This is a genomic window from Aggregatibacter sp., assembly GCF_057314075.1.
Genome location: NZ_DBHLAR010000004.1, coordinates 121,114 through 145,592, shown reverse-complemented (window position 1 = coordinate 145,592; position 24,479 = coordinate 121,114). Strand labels below are relative to the sequence as shown.

Here is a 24,479-nt window from a genome sequence, read left to right as displayed (position 1 = left end):
AAAATCTGCTTATTTTTAAAAATACTTAAAAACGATAGCTGAGGTTAAACCCTGTTGTTACATGACTAGTTCTGAAACCTTGCGGTTTTCGAATTGGTGTGCCAACAAAATATTCATAATTTAGTCCCCAAAGATTACCGCGCATCCCCAATGCACCACCGGTTAAACTATTGCCTACTTGTAATTCCTCATTGCTTGAACGGACAATGCCTCGGTCGAGTCCGAGATAAATCTCATGTCCTTTGTTCATCACATTCCATGCCAGTTCGTTGCGCCAAAGCCAACCGCGCTCTCCTGAAAGAGTAAGTTCACCGTCAAACCCACGTACTGTATAGCGTCCACCAATGCTGAATTTGTCTTGTTGCACGAGCGGTGATTTATTCCATTGCGCTTGCCAATAGGTATTAAAGCGCCAAGGTTGTTTTCCAATGTTGAACGGATAACTAAAATCAAGGGAGGCGGTCAAAATCCGCATTCTTGAGGTACCTTCATTAAATCGTTCTTCCGGTGCACGAAGGGCATTATTCGCACCGGTCCCCCGTTTGTAATTAGCGGAAATAGAAAATGTCGCTACGCCTACATAGTGCGTGTGCGTAAGACCTAGCTCCCATCCGGCTGTACGACGACGTTGAACCTCAACTTCCGTATCATTGATATAGTTGTGGGACTTTTTCGTCCATAAGGCAATATTCGTGTAAGTTTTATGTTGTGCGCCACGGCTCAATAGACGACTTAAATTGAGCTTCATTTGTTTACTTTCGCCGGAATACTCATAAGACTCAAAAGCACCCGCAACGGTTTGATGATAGGTATAACGGGAGCCTGAAAGCGTCAGCAAATAGTTTTTCCACGGAATGGAATAATACAAGCTCAGATTATGACTGCCATAATCTCCCTCAGCTGCATCACTATGTCGTTTAAAACTACGCGTACCGCTAACATAAAACATATCATTTAAGCGAAGCGGGTTATCCCAAGAAAAAGTAGCAGCGCCCTGTAAACGTCCGGTCGATTTGGAACCCGAATCATCTAACCCTAAGGTTAAATGAAATGGAATGCGGTGTTTATATGCCACTACAATATCTGTCTCACCCAAAGCCTCTCCAGGCTGAAGCTCAATATTAGCGTCAGCACTTGGTACTCTCTTAAGGTTTTCTAGGCCTTGCTCAATTTCCCGCACATTCAATAAATCCCCAACAGCCATCGGCATAGCAAACCAAAGCATACTTCTTGTCGCAAAAGGAACAGCACTTTGATCTTGTAATTGGATATGCCCCACTTTTCCCGGAATCACCGTTAATCTAAGCACGCCTGTACGTAAATCTTGCGGTTCTGCAACCACCCGTGTAGTCACATACCCCTGCTCAATCAAATAATTTTGAATTCGACGTAATAAGACGTTAATTCCTTGAGCACCAACACAGGCCGGTAATGCAAAATCACCCTCAGAATAGACCGCACTTTTTGCCCAGGAAAATGAGCTGGGAGAAAAAGAGGTAGATTCTGAAACGGTGTGTTGATAATCGGTAAGGACAAGCTGATGAATAGGAAAACAGAGTTCTTCATTTTTTGGAAATCCAAGTGCATGTACCTTTTCACTTTCCAAGCGAACCGTTGGAGCTTTTACTTGTTGGGATTGAATTTCGGCATTTAAAATATTTTGTTGCTGTTGTTGGCGTGTATCGACTGCCTGCTGGGTAGCATTCTGTATTGAACTAGGTTCAGCAAACGCAGGTAACATAGCTGTAGAAAGACTAAAAGCAGTGAAATAGGCAAATCTCATGTTTTATTGGTTCCATATATAATGAATAAAAATACTATTTCTTCTAAACGCCAATCACTATTGGCATTAACAGTTAAAAAAGTGCGGTCGAAATTCACCACGAAAAACGACCGCACTTTTTAATCGGTGATGGGGTTAAAAACCTTCTTTCAAGCTCACTGTTAAGTTAAACACCAAATGTTCCGGATGGCTGTCTTTGCTGTCAGCACAGAAATAGCCTTCACGTTCAAATTGGTAGCCTTTTTCTGCTTCCGCATTGCCAAGGCTTTGTTCGACAAAACCGTGTTTCACCACTAAGGAAGTTGGGTTTAGCACGCTTTCGATATTTTCTTCTGCGCCCGGGTTTGGCACGGTGAAAAGGCGTTCATATAAACGGAATTCTGCTGGGTGGTTGTGTGTGGCGGAAACCCAGTGGATTACGCCTTTCACTTTGCGACCATCTGCCGGATTTTTACCTAAGGTTTCCGGATCGTAGGTACAGAAAATGGTGGTGATGTCACCGTTGGCATCTTTTTCCACACGTTCTGCTTTAATCACATAAGCATTGCGCAAACGCACTTCTTTGCCTAACACTAAGCGTTTATATTGTTTGTTGGCTTCTTCACGGAAATCTGCACGATCGATGTAAATTTCTTTGGTGAATGGCAATTGGCGTTCGCCTAATTCCGGACGATTCGGGTGATTCGGCGCAGTTAACATTTCTTCGCCTTCAAAATTTTCAATCACCACACGAACAGGATCGATAACAGCCATAGCACGCGGCGCATTTTGGTTTAAATCATCACGTATGCAAGATTCTAATGCACTGTATTCCACCACGTTATCTTGTTTGGTCACACCAATACGGCGACAGAATTCACGCAATGACGCCGGCGTATAACCGCGACGGCGTAAACCTGAAATGGTCGGCATACGCGGATCGTTCCAGCCATCTACAATGCCTTCATTGACTAATTTCAACAATTTACGTTTAGAAGTGAGCGTGCCTTCTAAATTTAAACGAGAGAATTCATATTGGTGCGGCAATGGGCGCTCAATGCTGATATTTTCCAACACCCAGTCGTATAAACGGCGGTTGTCTTGGAACTCAAGGGTACATAATGAGTGTGTAATGCGTTCGATGGCATCCGAAATACAGTGGGTAAAATCGTACATTGGATAAATGCACCATTTGTCGCCGGTTTGATGGTGGGTGGCAAATTTAATGCGATAAATCACCGGGTCGCGCATCACCATAAACGGCGACGCCATGTCAATTTTCGCACGCAAACTCAGTGTGCCTTCTGCAAATTCACCGTTTTTCATTCGCTCGAATAACGCGAGGTTTTCTTCTACGCTACGATCACGATACGGGCTGTTTTTCCCCGGCTCAGTTAACGTGCCGCGATATTCGCGCATTTCTTCCGGTGAGAGTTCGTCCACATACGCCAATCCTTTTTTGATCAATTCAATGGCATAGCCATAAAGCGCATCAAAATAATCGGAAGCATAACGCGGCTCGCCTTCCCATTTGAAACCTAACCATTCCACATCGGCTTTGATAGAATCTACATATTCCACATCTTCTTTCACCGGGTTGGTGTCGTCAAAACGGAGGTTACATAAACCGTTATATTCTTTTGCTAAACCGAAGTTTAAGCAGATAGATTTGGCATGACCGATGTGCAAATAGCCGTTTGGCTCAGGCGGGAAACGGGTGTGAACGCGCTGGTGTTTACCGGACGCTAAATCTTCATCAATAATTTGGGTAATAAAATTGTGCGGACGGGCATTTTCCGTCGTTTCTAAGATAGTTTCTGTACTCATAATTTTCTCAATTAAAACGCATAAAAAAATAACCGCACTATTCTACACATTTTTCCTTGAAAGCTGAAATTTATCTAAGGAATCGCAGTGTTATTTGTTTCAGCACAAGGCAAAATCTTGCGTGGACTTTTGAAATTTCTCGTGCAAAAAATTTAATTTCCCACTAAAATGCGTCACTAAATGAACGTTCATTCATTAATAATTAAGATTTCCTTAATCTTTCTCCTGTATTCTATTTTCACTGTTTCCTTAACCCTTGAGAAAATATGACAAAAAAACATTTGATAATGGCCGCACTGGCTGCCGCGGTGATCACCGGCGGTTATTTTTTTATGGGCAATTCCACGCCTAAAACCACTTATTTAACGGAAACCGTGCAACGTGGCGACATTGAAAAAAACGTGGTGGCGACCGGCTCAATTGAAAGTGTCAACACCGTTGATGTGGGCGCGCAGGTTTCCGGTAAAGTTACCAAACTCCATGTAGCTTTAGGTCAGCAAGTGAAAAAAGGCGATATGATTGCGGAAATTGACTCCACCACGCAAATCAACACGCTAAACACTCGAAAAGCGGCGCTTGCAAGCTACCAAGCCCAGTTTGTCGCCCGTAAAACCGCCTATGATGTGGCGCTTTCTAATTACCATCGTTTAACCAAATTGTATGCGCAAAAAGGCACGTCCTTGGACAGCTTAAACAGCGCAAAAGCGACCTTAGATAACGCCAAAGCAGAAATGAATGTGGTGCAGGAAAACATCAAACAAGCCGAAATTGAAGTAAATACCGCGGAAACCAATGTAGGCTACACCAAAATCACCTCACCGATTGACGGCACGGTGATTGCTACGCCGGTTTCTGAAGGTCAAACGGTAAACTCCAATCAAACCACGCCGACCATCGTCAAAGTGGCAGATTTAAGCAAAATGCGCATTAAACCGGAAATCTCTGAAGGCGATATTACGAAGGTGAAAGCCGGACAAGAGGTGACATTTAGTATTTTGTCCGACAGCAAAACCCTTTATCACGCCAAAATTGAATCCGTTGATCCGGCGACAACGACGATTAGCAATAGCTCTACGTCCAGCACCACAAGCTCAACGTCAAGCACCAGTAACAGCGCAGTTTATTACTACGCCAACATTATCGTGGAAAATCCCAACCAGATTTTGCGCATTGGCATGACCACAGAAAACAACATCAAAATTGCCAACGCGCAAAACGTGCTTTCCGTGCCGAATATGGCAATTCAAACACAAAACGGCAAAACCTTTGTGAAGGTATTGAACAGCAACAACCAACCGGAACAACGTGAAGTAGAAATCGGCGTACAAAACGATTACCAAACAGAAATTAAATCCGGCGTTGCTGAAGGCGAAAAAGTCATTGTGTCACAAGTGGCTGCCGGCGAAGCTGTCGGCAATATGCGCGGTCCACGAATCTTCTAAAGTGCGGTGGAAATTTCCAATGAATATTATTGAAATGAAAAACATCAACCGCTACTTTGGTGCCGGCGAAAATCGTGTTCATATTCTGAAAGACATTTCATTAAATATCGAAAAAGGCGATTTCGTTGCCATTATCGGGCAATCGGGGTCGGGCAAATCCACGTTGATGAACATTATCGGTTGTCTAGATACAGCGACCAGCGGTTCGTACAAAATCGATGATAAAGAAACCATCGAATTAACCGCCGATCAGCTCTCCGATTTACGCAGTCAAAAATTCGGTTTTATTTTCCAACGTTACAATTTATTGAGCAGCCTCACCGCAGCAGAAAACGTGGCATTACCAGCAATTTATGCGGGCATGCCGCACAACCAACGTTTGGAACGCGCTAAACAATTATTGGAAAAATTAGGGTTAAGCGACAAATGGCAGAATAAGCCGAATCAACTCTCCGGTGGGCAACAACAACGGGTGAGTATCGCGCGCGCCCTAATGAACGGCGGGGAAATCATTTTAGCCGATGAACCGACCGGTGCGTTGGATTCGCAAAGCGGCGAAAATGTGATGGAAATCCTGCGCCAACTACACCAAGAAGGGCATACCATTATTATGGTCACCCACGACAAGCATATCGCTGCCAGCGCCAATCGGATGATTGAAATCAAAGACGGCGAAATTATCAGTGACACGCAAACCCAGCCAGTGAAAAGTGCGGTCAAAAATTCAGGTGTTTTTAAAGGACGTTTTGGCTTCAGCAAAGATCAGCTGATGGAAGCCTTTCGGATGTCTGTTAGCGCCATTGTGGCACATAAAATGCGTTCTTTGCTCACCATGCTTGGCATCATTATTGGGATTACCTCCGTAGTGTCTGTAGTGGCGTTGGGCAATGGATCACAACAAAAAATTCTGGAAAATATTCGCGGCATCGGCACAAACACCATCACCATTTTTAACGGCACCGGCTTTGGCGATCGCCGTGCGGAACAAATGCAAAATCTTACCGTTAGCGATGCCAACACATTAAGCCAACAAACCTACGTGCAAAGCGTTACGCCGAATAGCGCGTCAAGCGGCACCTTGATTTATGCGAATAAAGCGTTTTCGACGACGTCCTTAAAAGGCGTGAGCGAAGAATCTTTTGATGTTGAAGGTTTAAAATTAAAACAAGGTCGCCTACTCTCAGCGCAGGATGTGGCAGAAAATGCGCAAGTGGCGTTAATTGATGAAAGTGCCAAAAAAGCCATTTTCCCCAATGAAGATCCGCTTGGCAAAGTGGTGATGTTTAATAAACGTCCGTTGCGTATTATCGGTGTCGTGACAGACCGTCAACTGGGTGGCGCCAGCAGTTCATTGAATCTTTACGCGCCCTACACTACCGTTATGAACCGCATTTCAGGCAGCAAAAAAATCGGCTCGATTACGGTGAAAGTGGCGGAAGAAATTAACTCAACGGCGGCAGAAAAAGGCATTACAGAATTGCTGACGTTACGCCACGGCAAAAAAGATTTCTTCATCATGAACAGCGATACGATTAAACAAACTATCGAAAGCACCACCGGCACGATGAAATTGCTTATCTCCTCGATTGCTTTTATTTCCTTAATCGTCGGCGGGATTGGTGTGATGAATATTATGTTGGTGTCAGTGACAGAACGCACCAAAGAAATCGGCGTGCGCATGGCAATCGGTGCAAGACAATCCAACATCCTGCAACAATTTTTAATTGAAGCCGTGTTGATTTGCCTCATCGGCGGTGTCACCGGTATTTTGCTTTCCGGTGCGATTGGAGTGCTGTTTAACACCTTTATGACCGATTTCACCATGGCATTTTCCGGCGGTTCGATTATTGCCGCAGTCGCTTTTTCCAGCTTAATCGGCGTAGTGTTCGGCTACACTCCGGCAAAACGTGCAGCACAATTAGATCCGATTACGGCATTAGCCCGTGAATAGATTTTGTAAAACCTAAAAATGCGGTTAAAATCGACCGCACTTTTGAGGCATAAAATAGCCCCCTTGAACCTGAAAGAAGGATAAAAAATGTTAAAAATGAAAAAACTAGCCCTTGCCGTGGTGATGGCAACAACGCTCGCCGGCTGTGCCAATATTGGCGATTCTTATCAAGCCAGCCTCGATAATTACAAACAATATGAAGACATTACCAAGCAATACAACATTAAAGACAACTGGTGGGCGCTTTATAACGATGCACAACTCAACCGTGTGGTTGAACAAGCCCTTGCAAATAACAAAGACTTAGCCAAAGCGGCAGTTTCCGTCAACCGCGCGCTGTATAGCGCCAACCTTGCCGGTGCAAGCTTGATTCCGGCCTTTAGCGGTTCGGCAAAATCCGCTGCCCAAAAAGACATTAATCATGGCGGCAACTCCGCGATCACGCATACCGGCGCGTTAAATGTGTCCTACACCTTGGATTTATGGCGTCGTTTAGCGGATACCGCCGATGCGGCGGAGTGGTCACATAAAGCCACCATTGAAGACATGGAATCTACCCGTCTTTCTTTAATCAACTCCGTGGTGACAACCTACTATCAAATTGCCTATTTAAACGATGCCATTAGCACCACTCAAGAAAGCATCAAGTATTACACCGACATCAGCAACATCATGAAAAATCGCTTGGCACAAGGTGTCGCAGACAGCGCTAGCGTAGATCAAGCACAACAAGCGGTATTAACGGCGCGTAATAATTTAATTACGTTGCAAACCAACCGTAAAAACGCAGAAAAAACCTTACGTAATTTGCTGAACTTAAAACCGGATGACGCATTAAACATCAACTTCCCGCATATTTTGAGCGTGAAAACTGTGGGCGTGAATTTAAACGTGCCGGTTTCCGTGATCGCCAACCGTCCTGATGTCAAAGGCTATCAAGCCCGTTTAAGCAGTGCATTCAAAAATGCCAAAGCCACCGAAAAAAGCTGGTTCCCAGAAATCACTTTGGGCGGAAGTTTAAGCCGTAATGCTACCAATCAAACCGGGGCGATCACATTCTCCTCTATTGGCGCCGGTAACGTTGGTATTACGCTGCCGTTCTTAAATTGGAACACGGTTAAATGGAATGTGAAAATTTCTGAAGCGGATTACGAAACAGCCCGTTTAAACTATGAAAAAAGTATCACCACCGCGTTAAATGACGTAGATACCAACTACTACGCATTCATTCAAGCGCAAAGCCACTTTAGCAACGTGCAACAAACGTACAATTACAACCAACGCATCACGCAATATTACCGCAACCGCTATAACGCAGGCGTGTCTGAATTGCGCGAATGGTTAACGGCGGCCAATACAGAAAAAGCCTCCCAGCTTTCCATTTTGCAAGCCAAATTCAACGTGATTCAAGCAGAAAATGCCGTTTACAGCTCCATGGCAGGTTACTACTCTCGTTAAGTAAAAATGCGGTGAAAAATCACCGCACTTTCTCTTAAAAAATAAAACGGCGCTTGATTAACAAAGCGCCGTTTTTTATGAAGTTCACTACGCACAAATCAAGTGCGGTGATTTTATAGCGTGTTTTTATGCTTTCTTCAAAAACTCGGATTTCAACATAATTTTGCCGCAATCCACATTGTGGTCGCCGCGAGCAAGGCGAATACCTTTAAATTTTGTGCCTTTTTTCAATACTTCGGAAGACCCTTTTAATTTCAGATCTTTGATTAACAACACATCGTCACCATCAGCCAGTAAATTGCCGTTGCTATCTTTGACAATAAGCGCATCATCGTCATGCTCTTCGACTTCGTTGCCGGTCCATTCGTGGCCGCAATCCGGGCAAACAAATTGGATGGAATCGTGATAGGTGTTTTCACCTTTGCAAGATGGACAAATTGGATATTCCATGGATTTCCTCGTTTTCAATTTCATTTTAAGGTGCGCTATTGTAGCGGAAAATCAACTGCCTTTGGGGAATAAATTATGCCTTCGTTTTCCCTTGGCCACGCATTCTAGCCAATAAACTGACGGACACAATGATCACCAAAGAGCCAAACCAGAAATGCACTGTCGGCACATTCTGCCAAAACAGCCAGTCACAAACACTAGAAAAAATAACACCGGTAAATGCAAAAGGCGTGATGACATTTGCCGGAGCGTATTTAAACGCTCGCGTCAGCAAAAGTTGGAAAATTAAGCCAAAGCCGCCGACCAATAAAAGCATGAACAAGCCATGCGCTGTCGGGAGCGTCCACTGCGCCATAAAAAATAACGGTAACAAAATAGCGCCAAGCAAATGGAAATAAAAAACAATATTTTTCGGCGAATTATGCTTATTTAATTCCTGCAAACTGATAAACGCCATGGCAGCTAACGTCGCCCCGCCCAATGCCACAAAAATATAATAGGGTTCTACCTCGCCATGGTGCTCGGTGAGTAAAATAATCGCTACGCCAATAAATCCCAGTACACTACAGGCAATCACTTTCAGCGGTGTGCGAGTACGCAAAACAAAGAGCAATACCGGAACGAATAACGCAGATGTATTTAATAGCAAAATAGAAATGGAAAGCGGCAAGTATTTGATGGCATAAAAAGTACATAACATGCTACCGATGCCGGCAAGGTTGCGAATTACCAAAAACGGCCACTGGCGCATTTCGACTCGAAAATCACCATCGCGAATCATAAAAGGTAACAAGAAAACAAAACCAATCAGAAAGCGAGAAAACAAAATTTCACTTGCCGGTAATTCGTCCGAGGCATATTTTACGAACACGCCCATCAAGGCGATACTGATATAGGCAAGCACCATGCAAACAATGGCTTTGTGGTATGAACTGGTTATGATCTTATTCGGCATTGGCAACGTTCCTTGATTCGCAGCGCCCAAAGTGCGGTCAATTCTTAAGGTGTTTTTTCATTTTCACCATGAAGATATTTTTCAATGTCATGCCAAAAACGTTGAAAAATTTCACCGCACTTTTCGCTCTCATTAATCGGTGTTCCCTTAATTTGAACCATCAAACCCGAATAGTCAAACGATAATTGGTAGGCGTGTAAATAAGTAAGATCAGCCTCATCTCCACCATACAATTCATCCCCTAAAATCGGGCTGCCCAAACTTTTCATTGCCACACGGAGTTGATGGGTTTTACCGGTTTTCGGTTGTAAGATAAATAAACGCAAATTGGGGGCCAAGCTGTAAGACACAAAATCTGTCACTGCAGGGTTTTCTTTGCTTTGGCAAAGTTTCCATGCGCCTCTTCTGGCCTTTTGCATATCACCACTGATTCTGCCTTGTTTTTTCTTCGGTTTATGCGTTGCCAATGCAATGTATGTTTTCTGAATTTGGTGTTGCGCAAATTTCTGCGACAACGTCACAGCGGCTTTTTCACTTAACGCAAGAATCAACAATCCGGAAGTGACTTTATCTAACCGATGCACCAACCAGACTTTCGACACGCCAAGTTGCTGCGCCACTAATTGAGTTAACCCCACATCCGCATCATCTTTATGTACGCTAATGCCATTAGGTTTATTGATCACAATAAAATCAGGGTGTCGAAATACAATTTGGAATGTCATAGGGAAATACTAGAGGGAAATAATGCCCGAAAGTATAGCACAATCAATGACGTTGGCTTTAGTGTTAAGCCTCACCGATAGGCGAAAATAGGGAAAAGTGCTATACTCTGCCACCATATAGCATTTGAAGGTGGCAACAGTGTACGAAGGATTACTCATTATTTTAGTGCCGATGTTTATCGGTTACATGGTGAAAGTGAAAAATCACGCCATTTTGCAATCTTTCGGTCGTGTGACCATGATTTTGTTGTACATGATTTTATTCACCATGGGTTTTTCCCTCGGGCAACTGGATGATTTAGCACAACAATTACCACAAATCGGCGTTTATGCCCTCACCTTTATTCTGTTTATTCAAGGCCTAAATTTCATCGGCTTATTTCTTTACGACAAGCTCCAGCCGCAGCCACTAAAACACGTTGCAGAAAAAATTGCCTCGCGTTGGCATATCATGTTGGATTCATTGAAATTATGCACGGTGGTGCTCATTGGTTTCGTGGTGGGTTGGCTGTTCAAAGGTTATTTTGCTTTACCGCACGACGCCACCACTTATGTGCTGGTTGTCATGATTTTTTGTGTGGGCGTACAATTGCGCAACAATGGCATTTCCATGCGTGCGGTATTTTTCAATAAACGCGGCTTAGCCATGGGCATCATTTTCATGCTTACCTCCTTACTCGGTGGAATTATTGCTGCCCTCGTGTTGTCTGTACCGGTGATACAAGGTTTAGCCGTGTCCTCCGGTTTTGGCTGGTATTCGTTGTCCAGCGTGACCCTCAGTAATGCTTGGGGGCCGATTTGGGGCAGTATTGCATTTTTTAATGATTTATCACGTGAATTGATTAGCTTATTTATTATTCCGCTATTTATGCAAAACTACCGTTCAACGGCAGTGGGTTTTCCGGGAGCAACCGCCCTTGATGTCACCTTACCCATTATTCAAAAAGCCGGCGGCGTAGAAGTTTTACCGCTTGCTTTTAGTTTTGGGTTTATCACAAACATTACACCGCCGATTTTGTTAATGCTTTTTACCTCGACACCTTTATAACGCGGTCATTTTTATGAATATCGAACAAATTATCGCCTACATTATTCCTGCACTTATCTGGGTTCTCACCATTGCCATTACCATTCGTTTGGTCATGAAAAAGCAATCTGTCGCCGCCATGCTATCTTGGTTAATGGTGATTTATATCTTCCCTATTGTCGGCATTGTGGCCTATTTGATCTTCGGGGAAATTAATCTCGGAAAACGCCGCGCAACACTATTCAACCAGCTCAAACCCCAATTTATGGCGTGGTTCGACAAGCTATCGAAATGCGATAATTTAGTGAATACACAAACAGATCTACTCTATCGTTCAATTTTTGACTTAGCCAAACAACGTCTTGGCATTCCTTGTGTTTTAGGAAACGAACTGCATATTCTGGACACGCCGGAAAACATCATGCGCAGCATCATTGAAGACATCGAACGCGCAGAAAAATCCATCAATATGGTGTTTTATATTTGGTCGCCTTCTGGTTTGGTGAACGACGTCAAAGAAGCGCTTATCGCAGCCTGCCAACGTGGTGTGAAAGTACGCATTTTATTGGATTCCGTAGGCAGTCGCCCGTTTTTAAAAAGTGCGGATTGCCGCGCGATGCAAGCCCAAGGGATTGAAATTGTTGAAACCTTACATGTGAATTTATTCCGCATGTTTTTCAGTCGAATCGATTTGCGTCAACATCGCAAAATTATTGTGATCGATAACCAAATTGCTTACACCGGCAGCATGAACATGGTGGATCCGAAGTTCTTCAAAAAAGACAGCAATGTCGGCGAATGGATTGATGTCATGGTGCGTATCAATGGCCCTGTGTCTGCCGTTCTCAACGGTTTACATGCGTGGGACTGGGAAATTGAAACAGGACAATCCGTGCCATTGCATATTCCTGATTGCCCGTTATTGCCTTTAGAACAAAACAATTCTCACGCCGTGCAAATTCTTGCCACCGGCCCTAGCTTTCCGGATGATTTAATGGCGCAATCTCTCGCTATCGCAATTTTTTCCGCACGGAAAAGCATTGTCATCACCTCTCCTTACTTTGTGCCAAGCCATAACATTGCCGAAGCATTACGCACAGCTGCGCTACGAGGTGTGGATGTTTCTATCATTCTGCCAAAAGAAAATGATTCGATGATGGTGCATTGGGCAAGCCGCACATTTTTTGATGATTTACTCGCCGCCGGTGTAAAAATTTATCATTTCAATAAAGGCTTACTGCATACCAAAAGCATGCTGATTGATAATAAATTAGCATTAGTCGGTACCGTAAACATGGACATGCGCAGCTTTTTATTGAATTTTGAAGTCACCATGGTGGTGGAAGATGCGGCATTTGCTAACGAAATTGCTCTGCTGCATGAAGGCTACATCAAAAATGCTGAATTGCTGAACTACGTCGAGTGGGCAAATCGTTCCGTTTATCAACGTATTATCGAAAAACTGTTTTTTCTTTTCAGCCCACTACTATAGGAAAGTGCGGTCGTTTTTTTCTGCGTTTCTTTCCGCTTTTTTACCTCAGTATTTTTATCTCAATAAGATTTAACAGGATAACTCATGAATAAACATCTCACGTTCTATTTCGTCCGCCACGGACGTACTCTTTGGAACGAACAAGGACTATTATAAGGGTTCGGCAACTCCGCCTTAACGGAGCTTGGCATTCAAGGCGCGAAACAAACCGGTGTAGCACTTAAGCACATTCCTTTTGTTGCCGCCTATTCCAGCTGTTTACAACGTACCATCGACACCGCGCAATATATTTTAGGCGAACGTGATGTGCCGCTGTTTCAACATAAAGGGTTAAACGAGCAATATTTCGGGTCTTGGGAAGGTTTACCGGTGGAGAAATTGCGTTGTTTAGATGAGTTTAACCAAATGCTCAAAGATGCCGCAAACTACAAAGCGCAAAGCAATGGCGGAGAAACCTTTGAACAACTTGCCAAACGGGCAATGAAGGCGCTTCAAGACATTATTCAAGTACATGAACAAGGCAATATTTTGATTGTTTCACACGGACATACATTGCGTTTATTGCTTGCCTTACTTGCCGGAACAGGCTGGCAAGAACATCGTGATGAAGGCAAAAGCCAATCTTTGTTAAATTGTGCGATTAACATCGTGCACTATAAACAAAGCCATGAGACGGACGGAAAATTTACTATTGAAACAATAAATGAAGCCGGACATTTACGTTAAAAAAAGCGCCAAGGATTATTCCTCGGCGCTTTTTATATGATATTTAGTAAAATAAATTTTGATTAGACTTGAGCCAATGTCAAAAACTCGCCAACAGTATGAAAAGATCCGAACACCAGCACGGTATCATTTTTATTAGCCATTTCTACCGCACTTTTCACGCCTTCTACCACAGAATCTAAATAACGGCCCTGCACGCTCAAATGCTGCTGAGTTGCAACCTGTTGCAACGTCACAAATAAATCCTCACCATGTTGCCCTCGATAGCCACCTAATGTGACACAACACCACTCATCCACCAACGGCAGTAAAGGCGTCAACACACCGACCGAATCTTTGTCTTTTAAAATACCACAAACGGCAATCAGTTTTCCTGGCGACTGGGCTTTAAGTGCGGTCAGTTTTTCTGCTAAATAACGTGCTGCGTGCGGATTATGCCCCACATCAATAATCATACGCGGTAGCGCTTCCACTTCACGCTGAACCATTTGCGCAAAATGCTTTAGGCTTGCCGGTTTCATCGTTTGAAAACGCCCGGTGAGTTCCACCTCAAGCAAGGATTTTTTCACGGTTTCAAGAGAAATTTCAAACGGCAATTTTTGTACCGCCGCCAATGCAGTTGCGGCATTGGCTAATGGAATTTGGCAAAGCGGTAAATCTGCTAATAAATTCCACCGCACTTTTTCGTCTTTACGCGTGGTTTGCCATGTCCAGCTTTGCTCCTGCTGGCAAAAATGCCAATCAAGATGACGACAAAATAATTGGCAACCTAATGTTTCGGCATGCGCCAACATGCTTTGCGGAATATTAGGTTCGCCAATAATCACCGGTTTATTGGCGCGGAAAATTCCCGCTTTTTCAAACCCGATTTGATCGCGCGTAGAACCGAGGAAATCCGTATGATCAATGTCAATACTGGTAATGACCGCCATATCATTGTCCACGATATTCGTGGCATCCAAGCGACCACCCAGCCCCACTTCTAAAATCACCACATCCAATTTTGCCTGTTTAAACAAATATAACGCAGACAAGGTACTGAATTCAAAATACGTTAATGATTGCGTTTTATTTTGCTCAATATACGCAAAAGAAGCCGTGTGCTGTGCATCATCCAACTCGTGATTCTGAATACGAACACGTTCGTTATAACGTAACAAATGCGGTGAAGAATACACGCCGACACGATAGCCCGCATTCAATAAAATGGTTTCTAACAAACGGCAAGTGGTACCTTTGCCATTTGTACCACCTACGGTAATCACGAAAGGTGCCGGCGTGAGCAAATCTAATTCTTGGGCGACAGATTTGATGCGTTCCAGCCCTAAATCAATCGCTTTAAAATGGCTGTTTTCCAAATAAGAAAGCCACTCGTCGAGTGGCGAAGTGGCTTTTAACATTGTGTTCATATTTATTCTTCTGTGATTAATTCGCTTTCCACAAAAGGAGATGGCTTATTCATCAGTTTGCTGACCAAACTCGCCAAGGTATTACGCATATCAGCACGTTTTACGATCATGTCGATAGCGCCTTTTTCCAATAAAAATTCACTGCGTTGGAAACCTTCCGGCAATTTTTCACGCACGGTTTGTTCAATAACACGTGGGCCGGCAAAACCGATTAATGCTTTTGGTTCAGCAATGTTGATATCTCCCAACATCGCGAAACTGGCAGAAACCCCACCTAAGGTTGGATCCGTCAATACGGAAATAAATGGCACGCCTTTTTCACGCATTTTAGCCAACACGGCACTGGTTTTTGCCATTTGCATGAGGGAGAACAGGGCTTCCTGCATGCGTGCACCACCACTGGCGGAGAAGCAGACAAACGGGCAATTTTCTTCAATGGCTTTTTCTGCGGCTTTGACAAATTTCGCGCCCACTACAGACCCCATGGAACCGCCCATGAAGCTAAAGTTAGAGGCGGCAGCCACAATCGGCATATTGTATAACGTACCGTAAAATGCAATTAAGGCATCTTTTTCACCGGTCTCTTTCTGCGCGGCACTAATACGATCTTTATATTTCTTTAAGTCTTTGAATTTCAAGATATCTTTCGGTTCTAACTCTGCCGCTAATTCTTGTACGCTGTCTTGATCCAATAAGCCCAATAAGCGTTCGCGCGCATCAATTCGCATATGGTGGCCGCATTTCGGGCAAACTTCCAAATGACGTTTTAATTCTTCACGATATAGCACCTGATCACATGAGGTACATTTTGTCCATACACCTTCAGGCACATTAGCTTTGCGGGAAGAAGACGATGTATTTTTACTAAAAATTCTATCAATCCAGCTCATATTTAACCTTTTTCTCTTGATTAACAAAAAATTGTGGGCTATTAGACCATAATTTTGAAAAATTTTATAGCAATTTATACTGATCTGATTAGTCATCAAGTGCGGTCATTTTCCCGAGTATTTTTATCTGATAAAAACGTTAGAAAAACTGACCGCACTTTGCTACGCTAGCGCAAAAATCTCAAAAAGGAAAACGTATGAAACCGTTATTATTGGCACTTTCTTGTGGCGTATTTTTTAATCTTGCCGAGGGACATCAATCGACTTCTGCCGGCAATTTAGAACCAGCGCTCATCCCTAATGCACAAGAATATGTGCTTCACAGCCAATTTACGAAAAAAGATTATCGCATTCAGGTGATGCCTGTTGGTGAAGTAAGGCGTATCGGCTACTCCGTCCTTTATGTATTAGATGGCGATGCCCTTTTCCCGGCAGCTGCCAGCATGGCGCAAAATATGATGGCGCGTGCGCAAGAAACCAATGCCGTACCATTTTTAATCGTCGGCATCGGCTACCCGAATACTCAACTTCTTAATCCGACAGAACGCGCACAAGACTATACGCCCCCCTCAGAAAGTTATGGCGATACCGGCGATAAAACCAATAAAAAATTTGGTGGTGCAGAATATTTTTATCGCTTTATTCAGGAAGAACTCGCGCCAGATTTACATCGCCGTTTTTCAATTAACGCGGCGCAACAAAACATTTTCGGGCATTCTTATGGCGGCTTATTTAGTTTATACAGTTTATTTAATCATCCGGATGGGTTCCGCAACTATCTTATCGCCAGCCCTTCAATCTGGTGGAATCAGCAACGGATTTTGCAAGATTTCCCTGCATTTTCCGAACATCTGCAAAGCATAAAAGAAAAAATTGGCGTGCGTTTCACCGTTGGGGAATATGAACAAAAATTAGCGCCCTATATGAAACAAGATCCCGAACGGCAAAAGCAGTTAGATCAGCGCGCCATGGTGACGCAAGTCAACAATTTAGCAGAAAAACTGAATGGGCTGCCTAATGATAAACTATCCGTTGTGAGTAAAATTTATCCTGAAGAAACCCATATGACCAGTGTCATGCCGGCTTTATTAGAGGGGTTGAAGTGGCTTTTTTCTCGCTGTAAAGCACAACAGGATTGTGAATTCTAACCACCAAAGTGCGGTACCTTTTTCCGTTATTTTTTAGAAGCGATTATTCACCGGAAATACTCTAAATTCGCCCTAACAATAGCAATAAAAATCAAGTACAATACGGCAATTCTATTTTGCTGCAAAAAAGGATGAGACCATGGCGCGCAAACCGGCTGAAAAAAACGAACCGGATTTTGAAAATACCTTAAAACAACTGGAAGAAATCGTCTCCCGTTTGGAAAATAACGACCTTTCTCTTGAAGAGGCATTAAAAGATTTTGAACAAGGCATCAAGCTGGCTCAGTTAGGGCAAGAACGCTTACAACAAGCGGAACAGCACATCCAAATTTTGTTACAAAAAAGCGAAAGTGCGAAACTCAGCGATTATCAAGCGGAAGAATAACGGGGCGGCAATGTATCAGTTCTCAGAAGATTTACAGCACATTCAGCAGAGAATTAATCACTTTTTAGCAGAACAATTTGCTCACCTCGATAGCGCGCCCGCGCCTTTAGCTGAAGCCATGAAATATGGCTTGTTGTTAGGTGGAAAACGCATTCGCCCGTTTTTGGTTTACGCCACCGGCAGAATGCTCGGTGCGGATGTCGCCCAGCTCGATTATGCAGCGGCTGCCATTGAAGCCATTCATGCTTATTCATTGATTCATGATGATTTGCCTGCCATGGACGACGACGAATTACGTCGAGGTCATAAAACTTGTCACATTGCCTTTGACGAAGCCACCGCAATTTTAGCCGGTGATGCGTTGCAAGCCTTTGCCTTTGAGATTTTAACGGAGATTCCAACGCTATCGGCGGAACAAAAGCTGGCGCTCATTAAAACCTTAAGTGCCGCTTCCGGTATCAAAGGGATGTGCTTGGGACAAAGTCTGGATTTAATATCAGAACACAAAATCATCAGCCTGCAAGAATTAGAACACATCCATTTAAATAAAACCGGTGCCTTGCTCAAGGCGGCGCTCACGATGGGCTTTATTTGCTCGCCTCATTTTGCCGACAAGGCTTTAGCACAACAGTTAGAACGCTACGCCACGGCAATTGGACTCGCCTTCCAAGTGCAAGATGATATCTTAGACATTGAAGGCGATAGCGAAACCATCGGCAAAACGGTCGGTTCTGACTTGACGGCAGATAAAAGCACTTATCCGAAATTATTGGGGCTGGAAGGTGCCAAACAAAAAGCACAAGAGCTTTACGAAATGGCATTAGCCGAACTGAGAGATTTACCTTTTGATACCACCGCACTTTATGCGTTGGCGGAATTTATCATTAAACGAAGAAGCTAATCCGCCCTCAAAAGTGCGGTGGAAATTAACGCTGTTTTTAGCGTGCTGAGATAGAAATTTAACGTTGGAATTGATTACCCTTTATGCAAAATTACCCCCTTTTATCCTTAATTAATTCACCTGATGATTTGCGCTTATTAAACAAAGAAAAACTCCCTCAAGTCTGCCAAGAATTGCGTGAATACCTGTTAGAATCAGTGAGCCAAAGTAGCGGTCATTTAGCCTCTGGTTTAGGTACGGTGGAACTTACCGTTGCACTGCATTATGTCTTTAAAACGCCTTTCGATCAGTTAATCTGGGATGTGGGCCATCAAGCCTATCCGCATAAAATCTTAACCGGTCGTCGTGACCAAATGTCAACCATTCGACAAAAAGGCGGGTTACATCCCTTCCCTTGGCGTGGTGAAAGCGAATTTGACGTATTAAGCGTAGGACACTCTTCCACCTCGATCAGTGCAGGATTAGGCATTGCCATTGCCGCAGAACGAGAAAATGCCGGAAGACAAACGGTTTGTGTCATCGGTGACGGCGCCATTACGGCAGGTATGGCATTTGAGGCATTAAATCACGCCGGTGCGTTGCACACCAATATGTTGGTGATTTTAAATGATAACGAAATGTCTATTTCGGAAAATGTCGGCGCGTTAAACAACCATCTTGCCCGAATTTTCTCCGGTTCGTTCTACTCTACCGTGCGCGACGGTAGCAAAAAAATTCTCGATAAAGTGCCGACGGTGAAAAACTTTATGAAAAAAACCGAAGAACACATGAAAGGTGTGATGTTCTCACCGGAAAGTACCTTATTTGAAGAGTTGGGTTTCAACTATATTGGCCCTATCGATGGACACAATATTGATGAATTAATCGCCACATTGAGCAATATGCGCGATCTAAAAGGTCCTCAATTACTCCACATCAAAACCAAGAAAGGCAAAGGCTATACCCCGGCAGAAAACGATCCCATCGGTTTCCATGGCGTGCCAAAATTCGACCATTTAAGCGGTCAATTACCTAAATCCAATGCCACCCCAACCTATTCCAAAATTTTCGGTGATTGGTTATGTGAAATGGCAGAACGAGATCCAAAAATTATCGGCATCACCCCGGCAATGCGCGAAGGTTCCGGCATGGTGGAATTTTCTCAACGTTTCCCACAACAGTATTTTGATGTAGCGATTGCTGAACAACACGCGGTAACCTTTGCCGCCGGTTTGGCGATCGGTGGATACAAGCCTGTAGTTGCGATTTATTCAACTTTCTTGCAACGCGCTTATGACCAACTGATTCATGATGTCGCCATTCAAGATCTACCGGTTCTCTTCGCTATTGACCGAGCAGGCATTGTCGGCGCCGATGGACAAACTCACCAAGGTGCATTTGATATCAGTTTCATGCGCTGTATTCCAAACCTGATCATCATGACGCCAAGCAATGAAAATGAATGCCGCCAAATGCTTTATACCGGCTATCATTGCGGTAAACCTGCTGCCGTGCGTTATCCACGCGGAAATGCCGTGGGCGTTACTTTAGAACCGTTACACCCCTTGGAATTGGGGAAATCAAAGTGTGTTCGTGAAGGGAAAAAAATCGCGATTTTAAATTTTGGTACGCTTTTACCAAATGCCTTGATTGCCGCGGAAAAGCTGGATGCCACCGTGATTGATATGCGGTTTGTCAAACCGTTGGATGTCGCCCGTATTAACGAGATTGCCAACAGCCATGAACTCCTTGTGACATTAGAAGAAAATGCGATTCAAGGCGGCGCAGGAAGTGCGGTGGCGGAAGTATTGAATCAGCAACAACATCAAGTGAAATTGTTGCAATTAGGGTTACCGGATTTCTTTATCCCTCAAGGATCGCAAGCTGAAACACTCACCGATTTAAAATTAGATGCCGCAGGCATTGAACAGCAAATCGTGGATTTTCTGGCTGGGAAATAACTCTTCCAATCAAAAACGACGGATGATTCAACCTCTGTCGTTTTTCTTTTTGCGGTTCATCCCATTTTCTAAAAAATAGAATAAATTTTTCTTTTTTATTTGAACTATTTTAAAGATACCTAGTCTTAACAATTGCTAGTGCACTGCAAATGCAGTTGTCTTTTAACGTTTTCTTATATTTAAGACCTCCCCGCTATTCAGAAATTGGATAGCGGTTTTTTCTTTTTTGGGAAAAAGGAAAAAGTGCGGTCTATTTTAGGCGAGTTTTAAAAGAGTAAATTAAAATCTGATTCTATTTCTATTACGCCGAAAACAATAAAATCTAAAAAATAGGCATAAAAAAGGACGCCCTAAAGCGTCCTAATTTTTTACCTAAACTTTAACGAATTAAAGTGCAGATTTTGCTTTTTCAACTAATGCAGCAAATGCCACTTTGTCGAATACTGCGATATCAGCAAGGATCTTACGGTCGATTTCAACAGACGCTTTTTTCAAACCGTTGATGAATTTGCTGTAAGATAAACCATTTTGACGAGCCGCTGCGTTGATACGTGCAATCCATAATTGACGGAATTGACGTTTACGTTGACGGCGGTCACGATATGCGTATTGACCAGCTTTGATCACTGCTTGGAAAGCAACGCGATACACGCGTGAACGTGCACCATAATAACCTTTAGCAGCCTTAAGAACTTTCTTATGGCGTGCTCTTGCAATAACACCACGTTTTACACGAGCCATTATTTAATCTCCTATGTAATATTTTTAACTAAAATGAACTGACGTACGTTTGTGCTTATGCGTATGGCAAGCACGCTACTACTAATACTAAGTCGGACTTAGCAACCATGGATTTATGGCGTAGGTGACGTTTACGTTTTGTTGTTTTCTTAGTCAAAATATGACGTAAGTGAGATTGTTTACGCTTGAAACCACCGGAAGCAGTTTTTTTGAAACGCTTAGCAGCACCGCGTACTGTTTTAATTTTAGGCATTGTTAAATAACTCCGCATTTTTAAGTTTAAACAACATAATCAGGCGAACCGTTTTAAGGCGATTACTTGTAGGCACTGATTATTTCCAATCAAGGCAATTTAAAACTGCCCTTTTCAAACGTCATTAGGCTGCGTAGTGTGCCCAATGTACCGTTGTATCTTCACCGAAGTGAAAATTCCGTTATTCAGATTAAATCTGAATCAAAAATTATTTTTTCTTAGGTGCCAACACCATAACTGCTTGGCGACCTTCTAATTTCCCCGGCGCAGATTCAACCACAGAAATATCGGCTAAATCATTTTTTACACGCTCCAATACATCAAAACCGATGTCTTGATGAGCCATTTCACGACCGCGGAAACGTACAGTAATCTTGGCTTTATCACCATCTTCCAAAAAGCGGATTAGGCTACGTAACTTAACTTGATAGTCACCTTCATCTGTGCCTGGACGGAATTTAATTTCCTTCACTTGCACCACTTTTTGTTTTTTCTTCTGTTCTTTCGCTGTTTTGCTCTTTTCGTAGAGGAATTTACCGTAGTTCATAATGCGACACACAGGTGGTTCTGCATTTGGACTGATTTCTACAAGATCTAAAGCTGCGGCTTCCGCCATTTCTAATGCTTGTTGAATCGCAACAACCCCAACTTGTTCGCCGTCCTGATCAATCAAGCGGACTTCTTTTACTCTAATTTCGTCATTAATACGATTCGGGCGATTTACTGCAGGTGCTTTTTTTACGGTTTTAATAATGATATTCCTCTATTAATTAAGCCTCAAAACTGCTGTTTTGCTATGCAAAAACAGAAGTTAAATTCATTTTTGATGCTCTAAGAATGAGCAAAAACGGGGTGCATTTTACAGAATTTCACCACGTTACGCAATAGCGGAAAACGCAGTAATTCCGCCTTTTATTTGTATGTGCACAGGATTAATTTCATTAAAAATAAACCTGCTACATTTTAGGTTCATATTAGCTAAAAACATTCACTGTTTAACAAATAAAAAGTGCGGTCGTTTTTGACCGCACTTTTATACTTCTATATGGATAACTACTCTTCATCCAACAATTTCAAGTCGCGATTTCTCACTTGTGTTTTCAGAATCTCTAAGAATTCTTCCACCGTGAATGTACCGAGATCTTGACCTTTACGGGTACGCACTGCCACTTTGCCGGCTTCAATTTCTTTATCACCGCAAACCAACATATAAGGTACGCGGCGTAAAGTGTGTTCGCGGATTTTGAAACCCACTTTTTCGTTGCGTAAATCGGTTTTCACGCGTAAACCTGCATCAGATAATTGTTTCGCCACCTTTTGCACATACTCGGATTGAGAGTCAGTGATGTTCATCACGACCGCTTGCGTTGGCGCCAACCATGCTGGGAAGAAACCTGCATATTCTTCGGTGATGATACCGATGAAACGTTCAATCGAACCTAAAATCGCACGGTGAATCATTACCGGTGTACGGCGATCATTATCTTCCGCCACATAAGACGCATTTAAACGGCCCGGTAGTGCAAAGTCTAATTGAATAGTACCGCACTGCCATTCACGATCTAAACAGTCGCGTAAGGCAAATTCGATTTTCGGACCGTAGAACGCGCCTTCGCCCTCTTGAATTTCATATTCAAGCCCATTGTGTTTTAACGCATTAGCTAAACCTTGCTCTGCGCGATCCCACATTTCATCCGCACCGATACGTTTTTCCGGACGGGTTGAAAGTTTAACGAAGATATTGGTAAAGCCAAAGGTGCTGTAAATATCGTAAACCATGCGGATACAGCTGGTCACTTCGCTTTCAATTTGATCTTCGGTACAGAAAATATGGGCGTCGTCTTGAGTAAAACCACGTACACGCATTAAACCGTGTAAAGAACCGGAAGGCTCATTACGGTGGCAAGAACCGAATTCCGCCATACGAATTGGTAAATCGCGATAAGATTTTAACCCTTGGTTAAAAATTTGAACGTGTCCCGGGCAGTTCATCGGTTTGATAGCGTATTCGCGGTTTTCCGATTGGGTGGTAAACATCAAATCGCCGTAGTTTTGCCAATGGCCTGTTTTTTCCCACAACACGCGGTCCATCATGAACGGACCTTTCACTTCTTGATAATCGTATTGTTTTAATTTGGTACGTACGAAGGTTTCCAATTCACGGAAAATCGTCCAACCATCGTTGTGCCAGAACACCATGCCCGGCGCTTCTTCTTGCATGTGATATAAATCTAACGCTTTACCGATTTTACGGTGGTCACGTTTTGCTGCTTCTTCCAAGCGTTGCAAATAGGCATCGAGTTGTTTTTTATCTGCCCAAGCCGTGCCGTAAATACGTTGCAACATTTTGTTTTTGCTGTCACCGCGCCAGTAGGCGCCAGCAATTTTTTGTAATTTGAAATGATGGCAGAAACGCATATTCGGCACATGCGGGCCACGACACATATCAATATATTCTTGGTGATGATAAAGCGCAGGCGTTGCAGTACGCTCGATGTTCTCATCTAGGATCGCCATTTTGTACGGCTCGCCACGTTTTTCAAACGTATCTCTTGCTTCTTGCCAGCTTACCGGGGTTTTAATCACGTCATAATCGGTTTTCGCCAATTCCAACATGCGTTTTTCAAGGGCATCAATATCTTCTTGGGTTAAAGAGCGGTCTAAATCCACGTCATAATAGAAACCGTTGTCGATCGTCGGCCCGATGGCCATTTTGACATCCGGGAATAATTGTTTAATCGCATGGCCGAGTAAGTGCGCCGTAGAGTGACGAATAATTTCCAAACCGTCTTCATCTTTAGCGGTAATAATTTCTAATGTGCTATCTTCGGTAATCAAATCACAGGCGTCTTTACGCTCACCGTTGACACGACCGGCAATGGTCGCTTTGGCAAGGCCTGCGCCAATATTTTGCGCAACTTCTAAGACAGTAACAGGTTTATCGAATTGACGTTGTGAACCGTCAGGTAAAGTAATAACTGGCATAATGCATCCTTA

20 protein-coding genes and 1 pseudogene are annotated in these 24,479 nt (G+C 43.3%); 10 read left to right on the top strand and 11 right to left on the bottom strand.

Annotated elements, in window-relative coordinates:
- Positions 1-25: 25 nt before the first annotated feature.
- Together ACO5E4_RS02440 and glnS are read right to left on the bottom strand one after the other, a co-directional pair.
- Positions 26-1,783, bottom strand: coding sequence for a ShlB/FhaC/HecB family hemolysin secretion/activation protein (locus tag ACO5E4_RS02440; protein WP_485861959.1), 1,758 nt, complete (start codon positions 1,781-1,783; stop codon positions 26-28).
- Between the two features lie 135 nt (positions 1,784-1,918).
- A complete protein-coding gene (gene glnS / locus ACO5E4_RS02435) occupies positions 1,919-3,589 on the bottom strand; it encodes a glutamine--tRNA ligase (RefSeq protein ID WP_485861958.1) in 1,671 nt (556 codons plus the stop codon).
- Between the two features lie 266 nt (positions 3,590-3,855).
- On the opposite strand from glnS, the gene ACO5E4_RS02430 reads away from it, so the two are divergent.
- From ACO5E4_RS02430 to tdeA, 3 genes are all read left to right on the top strand, one after another.
- Positions 3,856-5,031 (top strand): efflux RND transporter periplasmic adaptor subunit, encoded by a 1,176-nt coding sequence (locus ACO5E4_RS02430; RefSeq protein WP_485861957.1) that lies wholly within the window; start codon positions 3,856-3,858, stop codon positions 5,029-5,031.
- Between the two features lie 19 nt (positions 5,032-5,050).
- On the top strand, positions 5,051-6,982 hold the full coding sequence (locus ACO5E4_RS02425) for a MacB family efflux pump subunit (RefSeq protein ID WP_485861956.1): 1,932 nt from the start codon (positions 5,051-5,053) through the stop codon (positions 6,980-6,982).
- A gap of 87 nt (positions 6,983-7,069) precedes the next feature.
- Complete coding sequence (gene tdeA / locus ACO5E4_RS02420) at positions 7,070-8,440, top strand: toxin/drug exporter TdeA (protein ID WP_485861955.1); 1,371 nt, start codon at positions 7,070-7,072, stop codon at positions 8,438-8,440.
- A gap of 126 nt (positions 8,441-8,566) precedes the next feature.
- On the opposite strand, the gene ACO5E4_RS02415 is transcribed toward tdeA, so the two are convergent.
- The 3 genes from ACO5E4_RS02415 to ACO5E4_RS02405 all read right to left on the bottom strand — a co-directional run bounded on the left by ACO5E4_RS02415 (position 8,567) and on the right by ACO5E4_RS02405 (position 10,570).
- The gene (locus ACO5E4_RS02415; protein WP_048750901.1) at positions 8,567-8,890 is read right to left on the bottom strand and encodes a zinc ribbon domain-containing protein YjdM; all 324 of its coding nucleotides are present in this window, start codon (positions 8,888-8,890) and stop codon (positions 8,567-8,569) included.
- A gap of 73 nt (positions 8,891-8,963) precedes the next feature.
- Positions 8,964-9,845, bottom strand: a complete 882-nt coding sequence (locus ACO5E4_RS02410) for a DMT family transporter (RefSeq protein WP_485861954.1) — start codon at positions 9,843-9,845, stop codon at positions 8,964-8,966.
- 44 nt (positions 9,846-9,889) lie between these two features.
- The gene (locus ACO5E4_RS02405; protein WP_485861953.1) at positions 9,890-10,570 is read right to left on the bottom strand and encodes a TIGR01621 family pseudouridine synthase; all 681 of its coding nucleotides are present in this window, start codon (positions 10,568-10,570) and stop codon (positions 9,890-9,892) included.
- Positions 10,571-10,709: 139 nt separating this feature from the next.
- On the opposite strand from ACO5E4_RS02405, the gene ACO5E4_RS02400 reads away from it, so the two are divergent.
- The 3 genes and pseudogenes from ACO5E4_RS02400 to ACO5E4_RS02390 all read left to right on the top strand — a co-directional run bounded on the left by ACO5E4_RS02400 (position 10,710) and on the right by ACO5E4_RS02390 (position 13,815).
- Positions 10,710-11,618: a LysO family transporter gene (locus ACO5E4_RS02400; protein WP_485861952.1), complete on the top strand. Its 909-nt coding sequence runs from the start codon at positions 10,710-10,712 to the stop codon at positions 11,616-11,618.
- A gap of 13 nt (positions 11,619-11,631) precedes the next feature.
- Positions 11,632-13,089 (top strand): cardiolipin synthase, encoded by a 1,458-nt coding sequence (gene cls / locus ACO5E4_RS02395; RefSeq protein ID WP_485861951.1) that lies wholly within the window; start codon positions 11,632-11,634, stop codon positions 13,087-13,089.
- A gap of 84 nt (positions 13,090-13,173) precedes the next feature.
- Positions 13,174-13,815, top strand: a pseudogene (locus tag ACO5E4_RS02390) (histidine phosphatase family protein).
- A gap of 62 nt (positions 13,816-13,877) precedes the next feature.
- Here the strand turns inward: ACO5E4_RS02390 and folC are convergent.
- Positions 13,878-15,224: a bifunctional tetrahydrofolate synthase/dihydrofolate synthase gene (gene folC, locus ACO5E4_RS02385; protein WP_485861950.1), complete on the bottom strand. Its 1,347-nt coding sequence runs from the start codon at positions 15,222-15,224 to the stop codon at positions 13,878-13,880.
- Positions 15,225-15,226: 2 nt separating this feature from the next.
- A complete protein-coding gene (accD, locus tag ACO5E4_RS02380) occupies positions 15,227-16,114 on the bottom strand; it encodes an acetyl-CoA carboxylase, carboxyltransferase subunit beta (protein WP_314953539.1) in 888 nt (295 codons plus the stop codon).
- A 197-nt stretch (positions 16,115-16,311) separates the two neighbouring features.
- On the opposite strand from accD, the gene ACO5E4_RS02375 reads away from it, so the two are divergent.
- The 4 genes from ACO5E4_RS02375 (at position 16,312) to dxs (ending at position 20,488) form a co-directional block, all read left to right on the top strand.
- Positions 16,312-17,262, top strand: a complete 951-nt coding sequence (locus tag ACO5E4_RS02375) for an alpha/beta hydrolase (protein WP_485861949.1) — start codon at positions 16,312-16,314, stop codon at positions 17,260-17,262.
- Between the two features lie 139 nt (positions 17,263-17,401).
- Positions 17,402-17,647 (top strand): exodeoxyribonuclease VII small subunit, encoded by a 246-nt coding sequence (gene xseB / locus ACO5E4_RS02370; RefSeq protein WP_296026697.1) that lies wholly within the window; start codon positions 17,402-17,404, stop codon positions 17,645-17,647.
- Positions 17,648-17,657: 10 nt separating this feature from the next.
- Positions 17,658-18,548 carry a (2E,6E)-farnesyl diphosphate synthase gene (ispA, locus tag ACO5E4_RS02365; RefSeq protein WP_485861948.1) on the top strand — a complete coding sequence of 297 codons (891 nt, stop codon included), beginning with the start codon at positions 17,658-17,660 and terminating at the stop codon, positions 18,546-18,548.
- 83 nt (positions 18,549-18,631) lie between these two features.
- Positions 18,632-20,488 (top strand): 1-deoxy-D-xylulose-5-phosphate synthase, encoded by a 1,857-nt coding sequence (gene dxs, locus ACO5E4_RS02360; protein ID WP_485861947.1) that lies wholly within the window; start codon positions 18,632-18,634, stop codon positions 20,486-20,488.
- Positions 20,489-20,875: 387 nt separating this feature from the next.
- On the opposite strand, the gene rplT is transcribed toward dxs, so the two are convergent.
- The 4 genes from rplT to thrS all read right to left on the bottom strand — a co-directional run bounded on the left by rplT (position 20,876) and on the right by thrS (position 24,467).
- A complete protein-coding gene (rplT, locus tag ACO5E4_RS02355; RefSeq protein WP_005596075.1) occupies positions 20,876-21,229 on the bottom strand; it encodes a 50S ribosomal protein L20 in 354 nt (117 codons plus the stop codon).
- Between the two features lie 55 nt (positions 21,230-21,284).
- Positions 21,285-21,482, bottom strand: coding sequence for a 50S ribosomal protein L35 (gene rpmI / locus ACO5E4_RS02350; protein ID WP_005542274.1), 198 nt, complete (start codon positions 21,480-21,482; stop codon positions 21,285-21,287).
- A gap of 208 nt (positions 21,483-21,690) precedes the next feature.
- A complete protein-coding gene (infC, locus tag ACO5E4_RS02345; protein WP_442542257.1) occupies positions 21,691-22,188 on the bottom strand; it encodes a translation initiation factor IF-3 in 498 nt (165 codons plus the stop codon).
- A 347-nt stretch (positions 22,189-22,535) separates the two neighbouring features.
- Positions 22,536-24,467 carry a threonine--tRNA ligase gene (thrS, locus tag ACO5E4_RS02340; protein WP_485861946.1) on the bottom strand — a complete coding sequence of 644 codons (1,932 nt, stop codon included), beginning with the start codon at positions 24,465-24,467 and terminating at the stop codon, positions 22,536-22,538.
- Between the last annotated feature and the right edge of the window lie 12 nt (positions 24,468-24,479).

Excerpts from the sequence above, each read along its gene's own strand:
- accD (WP_314953539.1), bottom strand. The coding sequence starts at position 16,114 with ATGAGCTGGATTGATAGAATTTTTAGTAAAAATACATCGTCTTCTTCC.
- ACO5E4_RS02405 (WP_485861953.1), bottom strand. The coding sequence starts at position 10,570 with ATGACATTCCAAATTGTATTTCGACACCCTGATTTTATTGTGATCAAT.
- rplT (WP_005596075.1), bottom strand. The coding sequence starts at position 21,229 with ATGGCTCGTGTAAAACGTGGTGTTATTGCAAGAGCACGCCATAAGAAA.
- glnS (WP_485861958.1), bottom strand. The coding sequence starts at position 3,589 with ATGAGTACAGAAACTATCTTAGAAACGACGGAAAATGCCCGTCCGCAC.
- ACO5E4_RS02410 (WP_485861954.1), bottom strand. The coding sequence starts at position 9,845 with ATGCCGAATAAGATCATAACCAGTTCATACCACAAAGCCATTGTTTGC.
- cls (WP_485861951.1), top strand. The coding sequence starts at position 11,632 with ATGAATATCGAACAAATTATCGCCTACATTATTCCTGCACTTATCTGG.
- tdeA (WP_485861955.1), top strand. The coding sequence starts at position 7,070 with ATGTTAAAAATGAAAAAACTAGCCCTTGCCGTGGTGATGGCAACAACG.
- folC (WP_485861950.1), bottom strand. The coding sequence starts at position 15,224 with ATGAACACAATGTTAAAAGCCACTTCGCCACTCGACGAGTGGCTTTCT.
- thrS (WP_485861946.1), bottom strand. The coding sequence starts at position 24,467 with ATGCCAGTTATTACTTTACCTGACGGTTCACAACGTCAATTCGATAAA.
- ACO5E4_RS02430 (WP_485861957.1), top strand. The coding sequence starts at position 3,856 with ATGACAAAAAAACATTTGATAATGGCCGCACTGGCTGCCGCGGTGATC.
- dxs (WP_485861947.1), top strand. The coding sequence starts at position 18,632 with ATGCAAAATTACCCCCTTTTATCCTTAATTAATTCACCTGATGATTTG.
- ACO5E4_RS02375 (WP_485861949.1), top strand. The coding sequence starts at position 16,312 with ATGAAACCGTTATTATTGGCACTTTCTTGTGGCGTATTTTTTAATCTT.
- ispA (WP_485861948.1), top strand. The coding sequence starts at position 17,658 with ATGTATCAGTTCTCAGAAGATTTACAGCACATTCAGCAGAGAATTAAT.
- xseB (WP_296026697.1), top strand. The coding sequence starts at position 17,402 with ATGGCGCGCAAACCGGCTGAAAAAAACGAACCGGATTTTGAAAATACC.
- ACO5E4_RS02440 (WP_485861959.1), bottom strand. The coding sequence starts at position 1,783 with ATGAGATTTGCCTATTTCACTGCTTTTAGTCTTTCTACAGCTATGTTA.
- rpmI (WP_005542274.1), bottom strand. The coding sequence starts at position 21,482 with ATGCCTAAAATTAAAACAGTACGCGGTGCTGCTAAGCGTTTCAAAAAA.
- ACO5E4_RS02425 (WP_485861956.1), top strand. The coding sequence starts at position 5,051 with ATGAATATTATTGAAATGAAAAACATCAACCGCTACTTTGGTGCCGGC.
- ACO5E4_RS02415 (WP_048750901.1), bottom strand. The coding sequence starts at position 8,890 with ATGGAATATCCAATTTGTCCATCTTGCAAAGGTGAAAACACCTATCAC.